Source organism: Jilunia laotingensis (assembly GCF_014385165.1).
GTDB classification, from domain to species: domain Bacteria; phylum Bacteroidota; class Bacteroidia; order Bacteroidales; family Bacteroidaceae; genus Bacteroides; species Bacteroides laotingensis.
Window position 1 is genome coordinate 4,321,598 of the sequence record NZ_JACRTF010000001.1, and the last position, 17,620, is coordinate 4,339,217.

Sequence of the window (17,620 nt, forward strand, 5' to 3'; positions counted from 1 at the left end):
TAGATAGTATATATATCTTTATTCCATATTATCCGTTTTAGGACGCAAGAAATATAATTGTAAACCAATTGCGATTAAAACAACGATTCCCAACATTGCGAAGCCTAATCCCAGTTCTCCACCATCTGTCCAACGGCCTAACACACTGGTTACAGCAGCTCCAGCGAATACGCCTGTCATATTCATAATGCCATATGCAGTCGCACGGTATTTGACTGAAACAAACTGGCAAAGAATAGGCATATTATTTGCATCAAAGATACCAAATCCGACACCAAATAACAAACCAGCTCCCACAATACCTATCATATTATGTCCGAATCCCAATAAAACAAGCGCGGGAACCGTCAATCCCAAGCCAATGGCACCTGTGTAAACACGTCCGCGAATATTCTTTAAAACCCATTTATCCGAAAGTACACCACCGATTATCACACCGAAGAAAGAAGAAAGTGCAATCGTAATCGTGGACATTGGGCCTGCCTCCGACATAGGAATGTCCAGATTACCGGCAAACAAAGTCGGCAACCAATTTTTTGTAGCCCACCCGGGAAGGCTGGGTGCTGCAAAATAGAACAAAATCACCCAAAAAGCAATATTGCTAAACAACAAGGATAACCCTTTGAAGATCGATGAGTTTTGCTTCGGCTCTTCCCAGCGTAGACGTTCAATCTCCATATGTTCCTTATTTTCATGCAGAAAAAGCATTAAAACAACAGCATAGGCAATACCTATGATACCAAACCAGTGGAATGTAGCATGCCAAGAATATGCTGCTGCAATCGTGGCACCAAAACCTCCGATAGCTTGCCCCGTATAAAGTCCAGTCATATGAATGCCTACCGCCAAAGAACGTGATTTATCCTGATGCCAGTCTGCTATTAAGGACAATCCAGCAGGAATATATAATGCTTCACTCACCCCCATCAAGGCACGTAGCCAATAAACCTGTCTGAAAGTATCTGCATAGCCCATTCCGAAAGTAACGGCAGACCATACAAAAAGACTTCCGACAATCAACCATTTCCGGTTGATACGATCGGCAATCATACCCGCAACCGGACTCATAAAGCCATAAATCCAAAGGAATACAGCCATTAAACGACCAAAGTTAGTGGCAGATTGCAATTCTACAATATCCACCTGCATCGCATCCTTCATGGTTGAAAGCATCTGTCGATCCATGTAATTTAGCAAAGCTACTCCCCACAACAAACCGACTACTACCCAAGGATAAATTTTTGAGTTTTTCATATCAGGTAACAATTAAAGAAACAAAGTTGAAAGTAAAAATAAAACCGCTTATCCGATGTGAGTTAAAATCTCATTAACGAGCATATGGCTCTTTATCATCATTCTGGGAATATGAAAGGGGCCCTTAAAAATATTGCCCTTAGCCGGTTGAGCCACCGTTCCATCCCTATGCAAATAACCATACCATTCGCCATATTCTTTATCAGGGAAATGAGCATACGTCCAGTCACTTATCTTTTTATGCATGGAAAGGTATTTTTCATCCCCGGTGGCTTCAAAGGCATACAATGTTGCAATAATAGCCTCTGTCTGGGGCCACCAAAATTTCATATCCTGCGAATAATCCTGTGGAGGAAGATTGCGACAATCACGGAAATTGATAATTCCACCGAACTCTTTGTCCCAGCCCCATTCCCAAGACCAGTCAAGAATGGTAAGAGCCGTATCGGTCAACTGTTTGCCCCAATTACGATGTTTAGCTTCTTCTAAAAGAAACCAAGCGGTTTCAATACAGTGTCCGGGATTAATAGTACGACCATTGATGGTATCTATAAATTCGCCATTCTCTCCAACCGTTTCAAGCAGGGCTTTAAACTCCGGATGGATGAAATATCGTTTTAAAGTTTCTAATGATTCGTCAATTTGCCGGTTCAGTACCGGATCATTGATTACCTTTCGGACGCAGGATGCTGTATTTATCAGAATCATAGTAATGGAATGCCCACGTGCATGGACAGTCTCACAGTATTTCGGCTCTAATATCCCCGGAGTAGTAATAAAATATTGTATCTTTTTGAAAAGTTCCAATGCTTTATGCACATAGCTATTGTCACCTGACGCGAGAGCATACTCTGCCATTGCAATCACAGCAAAACATTCTGAAAAGACGTACCGGCGTTTGCGCAATGGTTTTCCGTCTTCCGTCACTTCAAAATACATACGGCCATCCTCATCAAAACAGTAAGATTCTATAAAATCAATACAACTCTTCGAGGCAGCTAACCATTCGGGATTCTTTTCAATATTATTATATGCAAACGCGGCAATAAAGCCAAAACGTCCTTGAAACCAAACAGACTTAGTGGTATCGATCAGGCTTCCATCACGATCTAGGCAAGTATATACACCACCGTGCTTGTAATCCATCCCGTGTTCCATCCAAAACGGCATGATATTATCAACCAGATCAGCCTTATAGGAGGCTGACCATTGTTGCAAATATTTAGTTATATTCATTCGTACAGTTGAATTTTAAAGTTTATTGCAACGATCGAAAAAATGGATCATTTCCAATTCAGCTTTCATACGGGCTTCTTCCTCATCCGTCATATTTTGGAAAGGAGTACGGTTTTTACCCAGATCAAGCCCGATCAGTTTCATGATGCGCTTTCCTCCCACAATATTACCCCGGTAGTGACAAATGACATTGATAACCTCCTGAGAGAAATTCTGAAGTTCGCGTGCTTTTTCCAGTTCCCCTTTATTCCAAGCATCTATGATGCCAACAAGATTAGTACCGTTATAATTGGTAGTACCCCCAATTCCTCCTTGCGCGCCTCCCATAGCAAGACAAGGAAGAATCGTTTCGTCTTGTCCGTGGAGCATATCGAACTTACCGTTCTTATAAAGACGGCATTGGTTATATTCATAAAGGCTTTCATAAGTATATTTGATTCCTGCAAAATTAGGAATCCGTCCATCCACCGCTTCCAAGAAAGCTACCATGGACAAATATGCACCATTAAATGCCGGTATATGATAAAAATAGAAAGGCAACTTAGGAGCGCCACAAGCTATTTCCTCACAATACTTTACCAATTCTTCAATACGACCTACTTTCGGGAAAGGAGGTGCCATTGCTCCAATTCCCCATGCACCGATTTTCTGTGCATGTTCTGCCAACCGGTGACTTGACCTCACACAAGTACTACCTACATGCACAATCACTTTAAAATCTTCAGGAGCAACTTCAACCCAACGTTCCGCAAGTTTCATACGTTCTTCTTCCGTAAGCATATAACCTTCACCGGAAGAACCATTGATAAACACACCTTTCAAACCATTTTTAGCCAACATAGCGGCATAAGCAGCTATCGGTTCATAATTAACCTCTCCATTTTCATAAAATGGAGTAAAAGGAGCATCAATCAATCCAATAATCTTTTCCATAAGTATATAAATTTAATATAATCAAGTTTACATTTGAATATTTACGGCACAAATATAGAAATTTATTAATTAATAGCAGTATTATTAATAAATTATTTTATTATAAAAATACAATATAGTCACTTTATTTTAGTATATAACAGCATTAAATGAAGTAAATAGCAATTATTAATCGATTTAATAGTCGCAAACAAAGACAGATATATAAATAATGCGTATATTTGTTCAAAATCATTCAATAATTTGCAAAATATGAAGCACAGTTTACTTAAAGAAATAGAAATAGGATCCAAAAATGCGCTTGTTAAAAAGAGGATCATTACACATTATATATATAATGGTAGTTCTACTATCACAGATCTATCCAGAGAATTGGATTTAAGTGTGCCTACTGTCACCAAATTCATTGACGAAATGTGTGAAGACGGCTATATAAATGATTATGGAAAACTGGAAACAAGCGGTGGAAGACATCCTAATCTCTACGGACTCAATCCAGAATCAGGCTATTTTATAGGAGTGGATATCAAGAAATTTGCTATCAATATTGGATTAATCAATTTTAAAGGAGACATGATGGAACTCAAAATGAATATTCCTTATAAATTTGAAAATTCAAAAGAAGGAATGAATAATTTATGCCATCTCATTCTCAGTTTTATAAATAAACTAAATATAGATAAGGAGAAAATATTAAATATTAATGTAAACGTGTCAGGGCGAGTCAATCCTGAATCCGGGTACAGTTTCAGTCAGTTCAATTTCGAGGAACGTCCTTTGGCTGATGTACTGGCTGAAAAAATCGGCTACAAAGTAACCATAGATAACGATACTCGTGCCATGACATATGGAGAATACATGCAAGGATGTGTTAAAGGAGAAAAAGACATAATCTTTGTTAATGTTAGCTGGGGATTGGGTATAGGAATAATTATAGATGGGAAAATCTATAATGGAAAGTCGGGATTCTCAGGAGAATTTGGACATATCAGTACCTATGATAACGAAATAATTTGCCACTGCGGAAAAAAAGGATGCCTTGAAACAGAGGCCTCCGGTTCAGCTTTATACCGTATTTTTTTAGAGCATATTCAAAATGGGGAAAGTTCAATCATTTCCGATCGAAACATACAGGATCATCCGTTAACTCTCGATGAAATAATTGCTGCTGTCAATAAAGAAGACGTCTTATGCATTGAAATTGTAGAGGAAATCGGACAAAAGTTAGGTAAACAGATCGCTGGACTAATTAATATTTTCAACCCGGAACTAGTTATTATTGGAGGTACACTATCCTTAACCGGAGATTATCTCACGCAACCTATAAAAACTGCTGTTAGAAAATACTCACTAAATTTGGTAAATAAGGATTCAATCATCCTCACTTCCAAACTAAAAGACAAAGCCGGTATCGTTGGAGCTTGTATGTTAGCAAGAAGCCGGATGTTTGAGAATTAAATCTCAATCATCCGGTTCATAAATTCTTCAACACCTTTCTTGTCCGTAACATCTGGTGCCCACGGAGCTATATTATCAGGCATCAATGGTGCAAAAGGTCCTTGTTTGATTTCATATATTACAGTATTTGGTTCCAAAACTACAATACTATGCCAAACACAAGGAGGAATTTCGATTCCGTACATCCCCTTTTGAGGATTCAAGTTGACTTTCTCAGTGACATTTCCTTTGTCATCAAACAAGATGGCAAACAAACTTCCTCGTAAAACAAGATACGTCTCTTCCTTATCAGGATTCTTGTGGCGATGCGGTGGTAAATATGTACCGGGTTCCAAAGCATTCAACAGTCTATGAATTGGAGCATCCATTGAATTATGAAAATTATAATTCATACGTAAGCGAGGATTCTCCTTCGCTTGCCCGGATACATCGTTCAATAAAGTGTCAGTAATCAGTTTCATAAACTTATTCAAGCCCCATCTGTGACAACAGTACTCGACTTTTCTCTGCAGAGCCCTCAGATTTGACCATCATCTCTTGCAAATCGGCCATCGCCTCTTCAGAAATAGTTATATAATCCTCTGCATTTTTCATCAAAAATGAAAGATTCTGCTTTTTAAGTTTTTCAAGTTCCGAAGAAGTCAGGTATACAAATATCAATTTTGAAACAACAGGAATTTCTATTTCCTTTTTACGATTGTTCCATAACCGAATAACTTTCTGTGATGGCAAATAACTTCTAATGCCATCTTGTTCCAAGCAGTCTTTTACACTCTTTTCTTTCCTTGTAACGGTACAAATTACATACCAACAAGAAAAATTTCCTTCTATTTTTCCGTTTGTTGCTTCCATCCCTTTATTAAGTCTTTTACAAAAAGTATCCATCCTACACTTCCAACACCTGCCAGAAATACAAAACCGATAAGAATCATGATTTTATTTGGTTTAGCCGGTTTTAATGGTACCGTTGCTGGTTGTACTACTGTATATACAGGAGTTATTTCCTGTACCTTAGCCTTTGCCATCTGCAATTGCTGAGCTACCTGATTATAAACACCGTACATCAGATTCATTTCATTCTGTAAGCGTTCTTGTTCGGCACGAACACTCCGCAAAATAATATTTTGATTACCATCCATGTAATGTGCATATTTTTGTTGTGCTTCGTAATAATTTGTTTTAGCTTCCTGATATAGCTTTTCAGTAAACTGTAAATCATGACGTGCCTTATTCGTCCTGTAATCAGTTATATAATTTTGCAAACGCTTCATCACGGTATCAGTCAAGGTTGCAGAAATTAATGGATCCTGCATCGTTACGGATAGCGTCGTCACCCCTGTTTTCTTATCTACAGAAACAGCAAGCCTTTTACCTAATGCATCAGCTATGGCAGCTTCTTCCTTTGTCAACATAAAAGGATCCACTTTACCACTACCTTCTTCCTGAGGTTTATCTTTAAACAATGAAACAACCCAACCCAAAACTTTAAAAGGTGCAGATGTTATCGTTCCCCACCAAGGAGCTTTCTGATAATCATATAGATAATCATATAAAGTTGTATTAACCTCCCCTTTTTGATCTTTCACTTGAACATCAAACAGTTCAATTAAAAAAGGAGTAGAGCTAACTATATTGGGATATAACTCAGGTGAAAGTGCATCTTCACCCGTTGAAGACCCTAAGTTAATACCTGCCATTGCAGCAAGAGCCCCCATATTTCCACCCGAAGCTTTTCCCTTTGTTTCTGGTGCAAGAGTTACGCTGGTTGCATATTCCTTAGGAATACTGAAGGCTACAACAAGACCTACTACCAAGGCAATTCCACAAACCTTAAAAACCAGTTTACGCTGCGCCCACACTTTCTGAGCCAGTTCTATCAGATCTATCTCTTGTTCTTCCGGCTGTTGAGGATTTTTGCTTATATTTTTATCTTCACTCATATTCCGTTTATTTAAAGAGGTTAACCATAGAAGCAACCAACGTAGCCAAAGACGCAACAGAAGTACCCATTCCGATCATTTCGGCAGCCGACATCTTCTTCTTTTCTTCTTTAGTAGGAACGATTATTTCACATCCCGGTTCTATTTTTTGAGCAGTTCTCGATTTCAAACGGGATACTGTCCCGTTCATATATACAACATAAGCTCTACTTTTCTTTGCACGATTACCAAATCCACCTGCCTGATTAATATAATAGCTGAGTTTTTCACCCTTCTTAAACAAGACAGTATTAGGATACATTACAGCCCCATTAATCTTTACTGTATTTACATATTCCGGAACAAAGAGCATATCACCTTCTCTCAATACCAAATCATAATCGGATCCAGGATTGGCTAAAGCTTTCTCTAAATCTATACCGACAGAATAAATATTCGACAAATCCAAAGATGCTGTCGCTATAGAATCTTTTCCTACACTATTACTAGCCATACGGAGTACATCCTCCCTACGTCGTTTCTCTTCTTCTGTCATTTGACGAAGCAAACGCGCTCCACGTACATAAGCATCAGCAGTCACTCCTCCAGCTTTGGCTATTAAATCGCTCAAACGTTCATTCTTGGTGGTAAGAGCATAATTTCCATTGAACAAGACTTCTCCACCAACGACCACGTTCTGTTGCTTATGATAAGCCGGACTTCTACGAATATATACCTCGTCAAACGGTTGCAAGTAAAAATCACCTTCAGCTCCCACCAAAAATCCATCTTTAAGTTCAAAAGTGAATGTTTTTCCGATTTCATTGGTAAGAGTTGTACCCTTTGGATCTTTTATACGTCTAGAAACATCAACACGAGCCGTAGATGCCGCTTCCAATAAGCCACCAGCTTTGATCACCAAATCCTCGATCGTCATATTCTTAGCAAATACAAAAGTCCCCGGACGAGCAACTTCACCATGAATGGTCAAAGTTCCCTCTACACTCAGATCATGTATACTCGGAATATACAAAATATCATTCCGTTTCAATGGCATATCTGCCACTGTCCCATTTAGCATACCTTGTAAATCAATAGGAATCAGTTCTAAAGTTAAGTCCTCATGTTCGCGTTGTAGCTGTGCCCTGTTTAAAAAGGCATCGCCACGAAGTCCTTCTGCTTTTTGAATCAACTGTTTTACCGTATTCACGTCACCATTAATCTGATACATTCCATCTCGATATACAGCTCCCCGAATTTCTACACGATTTTCAAAACGATCCAGTACAGCACCTACAGTAAGAGCATCTTCATCATACAATTTGAACACAGAATAATCCATCTCGTCCACATTGTATATTTGTTTCTCACGACCGCTCATACGTAATAGCCGAATAGCTTTAGAATAAGCATCCCCAGTGAAACCACCCGCATATTTTAATAATGTAGCTATTGTCTCACCTTTTTTCATTTCATAATACATGGGTCTTTTCACTTTACCGGAAATATCGACCAGACAATCGTAAGGTGGTACAATAATCACATCACCCTCCATAAGACGAATATCATCATTCATCTTACCTTTCAATATATAATCATATACATCGACATCAGCAACTTTCTTTCCATTACGCATTACCTGTATGCTACGTAAACTACCGATTGGGCTTACTCCACCGGCACGATACAAAGCATGAAATACGGATGAAAATGAAGATAAAGTATATGTACCCGGTACAGCCACCTCTCCCATTAAGTTTATCTGAATGGTACGAATTTGCCCCAACGTCAAATTTATTTGTGAAGTATTACCAGAAATACCGGAATAAATCTTACTAAATTCACGTTGTAAAAAGTTATTAGCTTCTTTTACTGTCATCCCGCTCAAATAAACCGGACCAATAGTACTCACAGATATACTCCCTTCAGGAGAAATTGTCTGTCGAATAGTATTTTCTGAAGCGCCCCATACATCGATGATAACTTCATCTCCTGGGCCTAAGCGATAATTAGCAGGAGTAGCGATATTCGAATTCGGTTCAAAAGACAGATTTCTACTGGTAAATATATTCCGTCCAAAAACCAGCTTAGATGCTTGATTAGCATTTTTCATTTCAGTAGGAGTCTGTACTTCAGTACTGAGTTCATCCAAAGTACCCGCTGTAACTTCTTCTGGAGCTTCCAAGCGTTGCCTGCGTTGAGCAGCCACAGAAGTCGCTCTATTCTCTTCTCCCTGTGATTCTTCGTAACGAGTTTTTATTCGTTCTACTTGTTCCTTAGTAACGCCTCTTCTCATCAACTCTGTAGTCATTTCCTTCTGACTTTTCCCTTGCTTCTGGGCATCCTTTACATATTGTACCACCTGGTCATCGGACATATGTTGAGCAACAGCTATTCCGGTGAAGGCAATAATCAATAAGAACAGTGCAATAAATCTACGCATAAGATATTCCGATTAATCTTTATATAAGTTCTGTATTTATTATAAATCGGGCGCAAAGGTAACACATTATTTTCATAATATAAATTTATTTCAGTCCTAAGTTTTTGAAATTACATTAAAAAGCAAACTAACCCGAAAACTCAAAAATAGAATTTCTATTTATAAATCCCGTTGCTTATTCCTTCACAACAGCCACAAGAATCATCAAATCAAATGTATAACTTAACTTTAGCAAACTGTTTTATTTTCTTCACACCTTCAAAACTATATTCCCAAATTTCAATTATCATAATTTTTCGATGATAAATAGGACAAGTTATTTCATTAACATTCTAAAATTATTCAAATATTTTCTTCCACCAAGAAATTATGTAATATCTACTTTTTTCATATTTGGTAATATATACGATTCTTTTAGAGTGTATAGAAAACTTTACTCAAGATACTTATATATAAAGTATAAAAACATACCTATTCTCACACTCCTTATTTTTAATACCAACTGAAAAAACTTCCAAAGCGAATATAAAACAAAAAAAATCTCTTTTGTTTTTGTTTTTTCAAATAAAGCTGTAATTTTGCACACCGTAAACGAGACCTGCCGCTATAGCTCAGTTGGTAGAGCAACGCATTCGTAACGCGTAGGTCGCCAGTTCAAGTCTGGCTAGCGGCTCATTTACAGTTTTAGATATATACTCCTCTTGTGAATCACAAAAATCCTTCTAAAAAGAAAAAGTCTTGGACTTTTCCGAAACTAAGTAGTACTATAATTATCATTGGATTAATACCTATTATTTATGGTATTTTCTTGTATTGCCTACAAAATACTTCTATAATACCCAATACAAGCAATGTCATAAAATCACAGAAAGTTCCAAAAGCAACAGAACTTGAAAGACCACTTTTACTTTCTCCCAAACAAGAACAAATCGTACATCATACTGGTTATATCGTATCATACAACGAATCTTTGCGATTACCAAACTGGGTAGCGTATGAACTAACGCGACAAGAGACACAAGGAAATGCAAAAAGGAGCAACCGTTTCATCCCTGATCCAATGATAAAAGGAACAATTGCCACCAATTCAGATTATCTTCATTCTGGATACGACAAAGGTCATATGGCACCAGCAGCTGACATGAAATGGAGCAGCATCGCAATGAAAGAATCATTTTATTTCAGTAATATATGCCCCCAACACCCTGAACTTAATCGGAAAAAATGGAAAGATCTTGAGGATAAAATACGTGACTGGGCAATCGAAGATAGTGCGATCATCATAATTTGCGGACCAATCGTAGACAAAACACCCAAAGTTATTGGAAAAAACAAGGTAGTAATACCGCAGCAGTTCTTCAAAGCGATTCTGTCTCCTTTCACCCAGCCCCCGAAAGCAATCGGATTCCTTTTCACAAACGAACAATCTGTGTCACCATTGTCCAATTATGCTGTATCTGTAGACAGCATTGAAATATTGACCGGGATGGATTTCTTTTCCCCACTGCCTGATCACATAGAAGACAGTATCGAAGCCCATTTAAATATTAACCAATGGAATTTATAAATTTATTTGCTACTATACAATATTCTTTTAAAAACCAAATGTAAATATATCAAAATCAAAATATCTATTAAACATTAATCACTGACAAATAAAAATCTGCAATTTTCTTCTTACCTTTGACATTATAAAAAACATTATCATTCTAATGAATAAAAAAAAGAAAAAATTATTTATCGGCTTGTTCAGCATTATCTTTATTATCAGCTTGGCCACCGTGAGTATTACATATTATTATTTACTATACCCGCAATTTCACCCCGTTAAAACCATTTACGTTTATATAGATCGGGATGATACGGCAGATTCCATATACAACAAAATAAAAGCCAATGGATTTCCCAATACACTAACCGGCTTCCGATGGATGGCTAAATTCCGCAACCTGAAAAAAACGATTCATACAGGACGATATGCAATACATCCCGGAGATAATGTCCACCACGTCTACAGTCGCATATCTCGTGGCCATCAAGTGCCTATCAATCTAACAATCAGCAGTGTAAGGACACTCGATAAATTAGCAGGGAATATAGGAAAACAATTAATGATTGATTCAACAGAAATCGCATCCGTGTTATCCGACAGCCTTTTTATACAAAAAATGGGATACGATAAAGCAACCATAGCTTGCCTATTTATACCGGAAACGTATCAAGTATATTGGAATATCAGTGTCGATGATTTTTTTAAACGAATTCATAAAGAACATAAGAAATTCTGGAATGACGAACGACTCGCCAAAGCTCAATCCATAGGAATGACACCGGAAGAAATCTCCACATTAGCTTCCATTGTAGAAGAAGAAACAAACAACAATGATGAAAAGCCCAAAGTTGCAGGATTATATATTAACCGTCTCCGCATTGGAATGCCCCTTCAAGCCGATCCAACTATCAAATTCGCACTGCAAGACTTTGGTTTGCGAAGAATAACCAATGAAAATCTTCAAGTTGAATCTCCCTATAATACATATGTTAATATAGGACTTCCACCGGGGCCAATCCGTATCCCCACTGTAAAAGGCATTGATAGTGTATTGAATTATACGAAGCATAATTATATATATATGTGTGCTAAGGAAGATTTTTCGGGTACGCATAATTTTGCATCCAATTACACTGACCACATGATAAATGCCCGCAAATATTGGAAAGCATTAAATGATAAAAAGATTTTTAAGTAAATCTTATCAATAATGAGTTTAAAAAATGTACCTTTGCGAAAAGGTACAATAAAACCGTACCTAATACTAATTTTAAATAGATATTATGAACAAGCAACTCTTACTTGGCGACGAAGCCATTGCACAAGCAGCATTGGATGCCGGACTCTCAGGTGTTTACGCTTATCCGGGCACTCCTTCAACAGAGATAACTGAATATATCCAGCTATCTCCTATCACAAATGAACGGAACATACACAATCGTTGGTCTGCTAACGAAAAGACAGCCATGGAAGCTGCATTGGGTATGTCATATGCTGGTAAACGAGCATTAGTTTGCATGAAACATGTAGGCATGAATGTAGCTGCCGACTGTTTCATCAATTCTGCAATCACAGGAGTTAATGGAGGCCTTATTGTAATTGCTGCCGACGATCCGAGCATGCACTCTTCACAAAACGAACAGGACAGTCGCTTCTACGGAGATTTCTCGCTGATCCCAATGTATGAACCGAGCAATCAGCAAGAAGCTTATGACATGGTGTATAATGGATTCGAATTTTCTGAAAAGACCGGAGAACCGATTCTATTACGTATGGTTACCCGCCTTGCCCATTCACGTTCAGGCGTCGAACGCAAAGAACAGAAGCCTCAAAACGAATTAACATTTAGCGATGATCCCCGTCAATTCATCCTTCTTCCTGCCATTGCACGTAAACGCTATAAGATGCTGCTTGCGCGTCAAGATGAATTTATCAAAGCATCTGAAGAATCACCATATAACAAATATATCGATGGTCCGAATAAAAAAATGGGTATTATAGCATGTGGCATCGGCTACAACTATCTGATGGAAAATTATCCGGAAGGTTGTGAATTCCCTGTATTAAAAATCGGACAATACCCTCTCCCCAAGAAACAATTATTACAATTAGTAGAAGTCTGCGATGAAATCTTAGTATTAGAGGACGGCCAACCATTTGTTGAAAAACATCTTAAGGGTTATTTGGGAATCGGTGTAAAAGTCAAGGGGCGCTTAGATGGAACCTTATCGCAAGATGGGGAATTGAATCCTGATTCTGTAGCACGCGCTGTCGGCAAAGAGAACAAGTCCGAATTCACAGTTCCTGAAATCGTAGAGATGCGTCCTCCAGCATTATGCGAAGGATGTGGCCATCGCGATATGTATACTACATTAACTGAAGTTTTAAGAAATGAATACCCAGGGCATAAAGTGTTCAGCGACATCGGTTGTTACACTTTAGGAGCAAATGCACCATTTAATGCCATAAATTCTTGTGTAGACATGGGAGCTTCCATTACTATGGCTAAGGGTGCTTCAGATGCAGGAGTATATCCAGCAGTAGCTGTTATTGGCGATTCTACGTTTACCCATTCTGGAATGACCGGACTACTGGATTGCATCAATGAAAATTCAAACGTTACAATTGTTATTTCCGATAATGAAACAACAGCTATGACCGGTGGACAAGATTCGGCAGGAACCGGACGTATTGAATCTATTTGCACGGGATTGGGAGTCGATCCTACACATGTACGGGTAGTAGTGCCTCTAAAGAAAAACTATGAGGAAATGAAACAAGTTATTCGTGAAGAACTTAACTATCACGGTGTTTCCGTTATTATCCCCCGCAGAGAGTGTATCCAAACATTAGCACGTAAAAAAAGAAATAAGTAAGCCATGAAAAAAGATATCATATTATCAGGTGTAGGTGGACAAGGTATCCTTTCTATCGCCACAGTCATCGGTAAGGCAGCCTTGAAAGACGGACTTTACATGAAACAAGCCGAAGTACACGGCATGAGCCAACGAGGAGGAGATGTACAATCGAACTTGCGCATCAGCGATCAACCGATCGCATCCGATTTAATTCCAACAGGCAAATGTGACTTGATCATTTCATTGGAACCCATGGAAGGACTACGTTACCTCCCATACCTAAGTCCAACGGGATGGTTAGTCACTAATGAAACTCCTTTTATTAATATTCCTAATTATCCGGCAGAAGACAAAGTATTAGAAGAAATCAGCAAATTACCTCATAAGGTAGTATTAAATGTGGATAAAGTGGCTAAAGAAGTCGGTTCTCCCCGTGTTGCCAATATTGTATTATTAGGTGCTACAATTCCTTTTTTAGGCATTGATTATCAAAAGATTCAAGATAGTATACGTGAAATATTCCAACGCAAAGGTGATGCTATCGTAGAAATGAATCTGAAAGCACTGGCTGCAGGAAAAGAAATTGCAGAAAAGCTGATGTAAATATCCACATATCAAATAATGTGCCAGTTGACTTGCATAACCATGGAGTGCAATTAACTGGCATTTTGATCTATTCGCTTAGAAATACAACATTATACACCATAAAAAATCATTCTTAGGAATAAAATATAGATAAGCGTTGATTTCGTATTAACACATTAATGTACATTTAAAAGCAATTGGGAACTTATATGTTTTCAATTTAATTCATTTCTTATGCAATTATTAAAGAAGAGAATCCTCCAGGATGGAAAATGCTTTGAGGGCGGAATTTTAAAAGTAGATAGTTTTATAAATCACCAAATGGATCCGACATTGATGAAATCAATCGGAGTTGAATTTGTACGCCGTTTTGCAGCCACCAATGTTAACAAGATAATGACAATAGAAGCCAGCGGAATTGCTCCTGCCATCATGACTGGCTATTTAATGGATTTACCTGTGGTATTTGCCAAAAAGAAATCGCCTAAAACCATTCAAAACGCTTTAAGCACTACAGTACACTCATTCACAAAAGATCGTGATTACGAAGTAGTCATTAGTTCAGACTTTCTGACCCCAACGGACAATATTCTTTTTGTAGATGATTTTTTAGCTTATGGAAATGCAGCATTAGGTGTTTTAGATCTGATCAGACAATCCGGTGCTAATCTAGTTGGCATGGGATTTATTATAGAAAAGGCATTCCAAAATGGTCGTAAAACACTGGAAGCACAGGGAGTACGCATCGAGAGTTTAGCCATCATCGAAGATCTTTCAAACTGCCAGATAAAAATCAAGTAAACTTGTACGATATAGAGAAAACCTATAAATAGCGTACTTCCACACAATACTCCAACTGGATTTAACCATTCACCTGTTTAAATTCTGTTCGGGTTAAAGTATTGACCTTTTTTAAGTGTTTGTTTTCCATATTGAACAGCATGCTTCGGACAAATATGATAACAAGCTAAGCAAGAAGTACAGTTATCGCCCCATACCGGTTTACAATCTACCAGTACAATATTTCCTACAGGACAAAACATCTCACAGCGTTTACAAGATATACAGTCGTCCGTAGTAAAGAATTTACTTGTCACGATTCCTTTCCTGACAAACAAGGGATTAATGATTTTCGTTTTAATAAAAGGAAATTTACCTTTGTTACAATTAAAAAGAGCTTTCTTCTCCTCTATTGCATGATTGATCTCAGCAACCCTATCAATTGCTTCTTGCAGTTTATATTTTTCCAATTCTTTTGAATCGATATCAAAACCTGGAAGAAGTACATAATTATTAGGCATGATTACTGAAAAACCAGCGTTACACTCCCAACTCTTCTTTTTTACAGCGTTACAAAACATTCGATGAGCTAAACCTATATCATCTCCACATGAACATACGAAAAAAAGGTATTGATTATGATAATTAAGAAATGTAAGCCGCTGTATGAATTGCAAGACAATGGGAGGCACCCCCCATGAATATATTGGAAAGATGAAACCTATTTTTTCATTATCAGCTATGTAATATTGAAAATCAAGTTTATGTAAAGCATCGGGAATAAACACCAATTGCTCATTTTGCACTTTAGAAAGCTGTAAAGCAATCCACTTAGAATTACCGGTACCAGAAAAATAGAAGATCATAAGGAAAATAAAAAAAGCCGTACCGACGATGTGATGAAACTCTGATAGAACAAGATTTGAGTGCCCGCCCCCTTTGTAATCCACCGGCTATTCGCTATCCCGAAGGACGTGGCCCGCCATTGAGGACTGAAGCTTTCTCGGTATATCAGATTAATTTGAAGAGTTTCCCGATCCAGTCGATACGGCTAATATTTTAACTACACAAATATATTAACTTTGCATGAAATAAACAAGGAAAAAACACAAATTGTTTGTCCTTAACTAACTTTTCGCGCTTTCTAAATCACATAGAAATAACAAAAAACTGCCGATTACTAAGTGGTAATCGGCAGTATAATCCTTAAACTGTGTATTTTAAGCAACTTTTGCTTTAGCTACAACAGCCTTGAAAGCTTCCGGATGATTCATTGCTAAATCAGCTAAAACCTTACGATTTATTTCAATACCGGCTTTATGCAAACCGCCCATCAATTTAGAATATGACATTCCTTCAAGACGTGCAGCAGCATTGATACGTTGTATCCAAAGAGCGCGGAAATTTCTTTTCTTATTTCTACGGTCACGGAACGCATATGTCAAACCCTTTTCCCAAGTGTTTTTAGCTACGGTCCAAACGTTTTTTCTTGCACCAAAGTAACCTCTGGTTAATTTCAAAATTTTCTTTCTTCTTGCTTTTGAAGCAACATGATTTACTGATCTTGGCATAGTTTTACTCTTTTTTGAATGTTAGCGTCGATACTTCACGTAGCGAACTTAAAGCTAATGCATTCGGTTAATACTTTAATAATACTTTTACGCTTTTGATTACTTCATAGCTAAGAGTTCCTTAATCTGGCTTACATTTGTTGTATCAACAGTTGTAGAGTAGCACAGATTTCTTTTTCTCTTCTTAGTTTTCTTAGTCAAAATATGACTGTGAAAAGCGTGCTTTCTTTTGATTTTACCTGTTCCGGTAAGGGTAAACCTTTTTTTAGAACCGGAGTTAGTCTTCATCTTTGGCATCTTACTTGTTTTTAAATTATTAAATATATGGCAACGCACTATACCTGCGCGTTACGCATTCTTTCGTTTTTATTCTTTTTCTGCGTTTCCATCTGCTTTTACAGCATCAGGAGTAGCAGTTTTTATATTAACGACAGGCTTCTTTGGAGCCCCTTCTTTCTTTTTAGGAGAAAGCTGGATCGTCATACGCTTACCTTCCAAAATCGGCATCTGATCTACCTTCGCATATTCTTCCAAATCATTGGCAAAACGAAGTAGCAATACTTCCCCTTGTTCTTTAAAAAGGATTGAACGTCCTTTGAAAAACACATAAGCCTTCACCTTATCTCCATCTTCCAAAAAACCTTTGGCATGTTTCAATTTAAAATTGTAATCATGATCATCCGTTTGAGGTCCGAAACGTATTTCTTTTACGTTTACTTTCACCTGTTTGGCCTTTTGTTCTTTTTGGCGTTTCTTCAATTGATACAGAAACTTTGAATAGTCAATAATACGACAAACAGGGGGTTGTGCATTAGGTGAAATTTCTACCAAATCCATTTCTTTTTCTTCAGCCATTTTTAATGCTTGGAAAATAGGATATACTTTCGGTTCCACTTCGTCGCCCACAATGCGAACTTCTTTGGCACGAATCTGTTCATTGATCCGGTACTGCCCTTTCAAGGTATCATTTTTCATTAAACGATTACTTCCGATTTGTTTTTTATTGTCTACCAAATTATTCTATATTTTTT

At 37.7% G+C, this 17,620-nt stretch carries 17 protein-coding genes and 1 tRNA gene; 7 read left to right on the plus strand and 11 right to left on the minus strand.

Translation table 11 applies throughout. From position 1 onward, the window contains the following. Positions 1–18: 18 nt before the first annotated feature. Genes H8744_RS17005 through H8744_RS17015 form a run of 3 tightly spaced genes read right to left on the minus strand, consistent with a single transcriptional unit; the run spans position 19 to position 3,423 of the window. Entirely contained in the window at positions 19–1,254 is a 1,236-nt protein-coding gene (locus H8744_RS17005; protein WP_262435994.1) for an MFS transporter, read from the minus strand. A gap of 48 nt (positions 1,255–1,302) precedes the next feature. Then, a complete protein-coding gene (locus tag H8744_RS17010; protein WP_262435995.1) occupies positions 1,303–2,490 on the minus strand; it encodes an AGE family epimerase/isomerase in 1,188 nt (395 codons plus the stop codon). Between the two features lie 15 nt (positions 2,491–2,505). Beyond that, positions 2,506–3,423: a dihydrodipicolinate synthase family protein gene (locus H8744_RS17015; RefSeq protein ID WP_262435996.1), complete on the minus strand. Its 918-nt coding sequence runs from the start codon at positions 3,421–3,423 to the stop codon at positions 2,506–2,508. Between the two features lie 252 nt (positions 3,424–3,675). Here H8744_RS17015 and H8744_RS17020 point away from each other — a divergent pair, with 252 nt between their 5' ends. Further along, complete coding sequence (locus H8744_RS17020) at positions 3,676–4,881, plus strand: ROK family transcriptional regulator (protein WP_262435997.1); 1,206 nt, start codon at positions 3,676–3,678, stop codon at positions 4,879–4,881. Here H8744_RS17020 and H8744_RS17025 read toward each other — a convergent pair. From H8744_RS17025 to H8744_RS17040, 4 genes are read right to left on the minus strand one after another with little or no spacing between them, the layout of a single operon-like run. Beyond that, positions 4,878–5,342 (minus strand): WbuC family cupin fold metalloprotein, encoded by a 465-nt coding sequence (locus H8744_RS17025; protein WP_262435998.1) that lies wholly within the window; start codon positions 5,340–5,342, stop codon positions 4,878–4,880. The two genes, H8744_RS17020 and H8744_RS17025, sit on opposite strands and share 4 nt — an antisense overlap. A gap of 4 nt (positions 5,343–5,346) precedes the next feature. Beyond that, positions 5,347–5,733, minus strand: coding sequence for a UpxY family transcription antiterminator (locus H8744_RS17030; protein WP_262435999.1), 387 nt, complete (start codon positions 5,731–5,733; stop codon positions 5,347–5,349). After that, positions 5,709–6,821 carry a Wzz/FepE/Etk N-terminal domain-containing protein gene (locus H8744_RS17035; protein WP_262436000.1) on the minus strand — a complete coding sequence of 371 codons (1,113 nt, stop codon included), beginning with the start codon at positions 6,819–6,821 and terminating at the stop codon, positions 5,709–5,711. Before H8744_RS17035 ends, H8744_RS17030 begins: the two co-directional genes overlap by 25 nt. Before the next feature lie 7 nt (positions 6,822–6,828). Further along, positions 6,829–9,243, minus strand: coding sequence for an SLBB domain-containing protein (locus H8744_RS17040; RefSeq protein WP_262436001.1), 2,415 nt, complete (start codon positions 9,241–9,243; stop codon positions 6,829–6,831). Positions 9,244–9,843: 600 nt separating this feature from the next. On the opposite strand from H8744_RS17040, the gene H8744_RS17045 reads away from it, so the two are divergent. The 6 genes from H8744_RS17045 to xpt all read left to right on the plus strand — a co-directional run bounded on the left by H8744_RS17045 (position 9,844) and on the right by xpt (position 15,039). Continuing rightward, a tRNA-Thr gene (locus tag H8744_RS17045) sits at positions 9,844–9,916 on the plus strand. A 30-nt stretch (positions 9,917–9,946) separates the two neighbouring features. After that, positions 9,947–10,810 carry a DNA/RNA non-specific endonuclease gene (locus H8744_RS17050; protein ID WP_262436002.1) on the plus strand — a complete coding sequence of 288 codons (864 nt, stop codon included), beginning with the start codon at positions 9,947–9,949 and terminating at the stop codon, positions 10,808–10,810. Positions 10,811–10,955: 145 nt separating this feature from the next. Further along, positions 10,956–11,993, plus strand: coding sequence for an endolytic transglycosylase MltG (gene mltG, locus H8744_RS17055; protein WP_262436003.1), 1,038 nt, complete (start codon positions 10,956–10,958; stop codon positions 11,991–11,993). An 85-nt stretch (positions 11,994–12,078) separates the two neighbouring features. Continuing rightward, positions 12,079–13,671, plus strand: coding sequence for a thiamine pyrophosphate-dependent enzyme (locus H8744_RS17060; protein WP_262436004.1), 1,593 nt, complete (start codon positions 12,079–12,081; stop codon positions 13,669–13,671). Between the two features lie 3 nt (positions 13,672–13,674). Then, complete coding sequence (locus tag H8744_RS17065; protein ID WP_262436005.1) at positions 13,675–14,256, plus strand: indolepyruvate oxidoreductase subunit beta; 582 nt, start codon at positions 13,675–13,677, stop codon at positions 14,254–14,256. A gap of 216 nt (positions 14,257–14,472) precedes the next feature. Continuing rightward, positions 14,473–15,039 (plus strand): xanthine phosphoribosyltransferase, encoded by a 567-nt coding sequence (gene xpt, locus H8744_RS17070; RefSeq protein ID WP_262436006.1) that lies wholly within the window; start codon positions 14,473–14,475, stop codon positions 15,037–15,039. A gap of 77 nt (positions 15,040–15,116) precedes the next feature. On the opposite strand, the gene H8744_RS17075 is transcribed toward xpt, so the two are convergent. From H8744_RS17075 to infC, 4 genes are all read right to left on the minus strand, one after another. Then, positions 15,117–15,884 (minus strand): EFR1 family ferrodoxin, encoded by a 768-nt coding sequence (locus tag H8744_RS17075; RefSeq protein WP_305067530.1) that lies wholly within the window; start codon positions 15,882–15,884, stop codon positions 15,117–15,119. A 354-nt stretch (positions 15,885–16,238) separates the two neighbouring features. Then, on the minus strand, positions 16,239–16,589 hold the full coding sequence (rplT, locus tag H8744_RS17080) for a 50S ribosomal protein L20 (protein ID WP_007759369.1): 351 nt from the start codon (positions 16,587–16,589) through the stop codon (positions 16,239–16,241). A gap of 99 nt (positions 16,590–16,688) precedes the next feature. Then, positions 16,689–16,886, minus strand: a complete 198-nt coding sequence (gene rpmI / locus H8744_RS17085; protein WP_262436008.1) for a 50S ribosomal protein L35 — start codon at positions 16,884–16,886, stop codon at positions 16,689–16,691. 69 nt (positions 16,887–16,955) lie between these two features. After that, complete coding sequence (infC, locus tag H8744_RS17090) at positions 16,956–17,564, minus strand: translation initiation factor IF-3 (RefSeq protein WP_305067531.1); 609 nt, start codon at positions 17,562–17,564, stop codon at positions 16,956–16,958. Positions 17,565–17,620 lie beyond the last annotated feature (56 nt).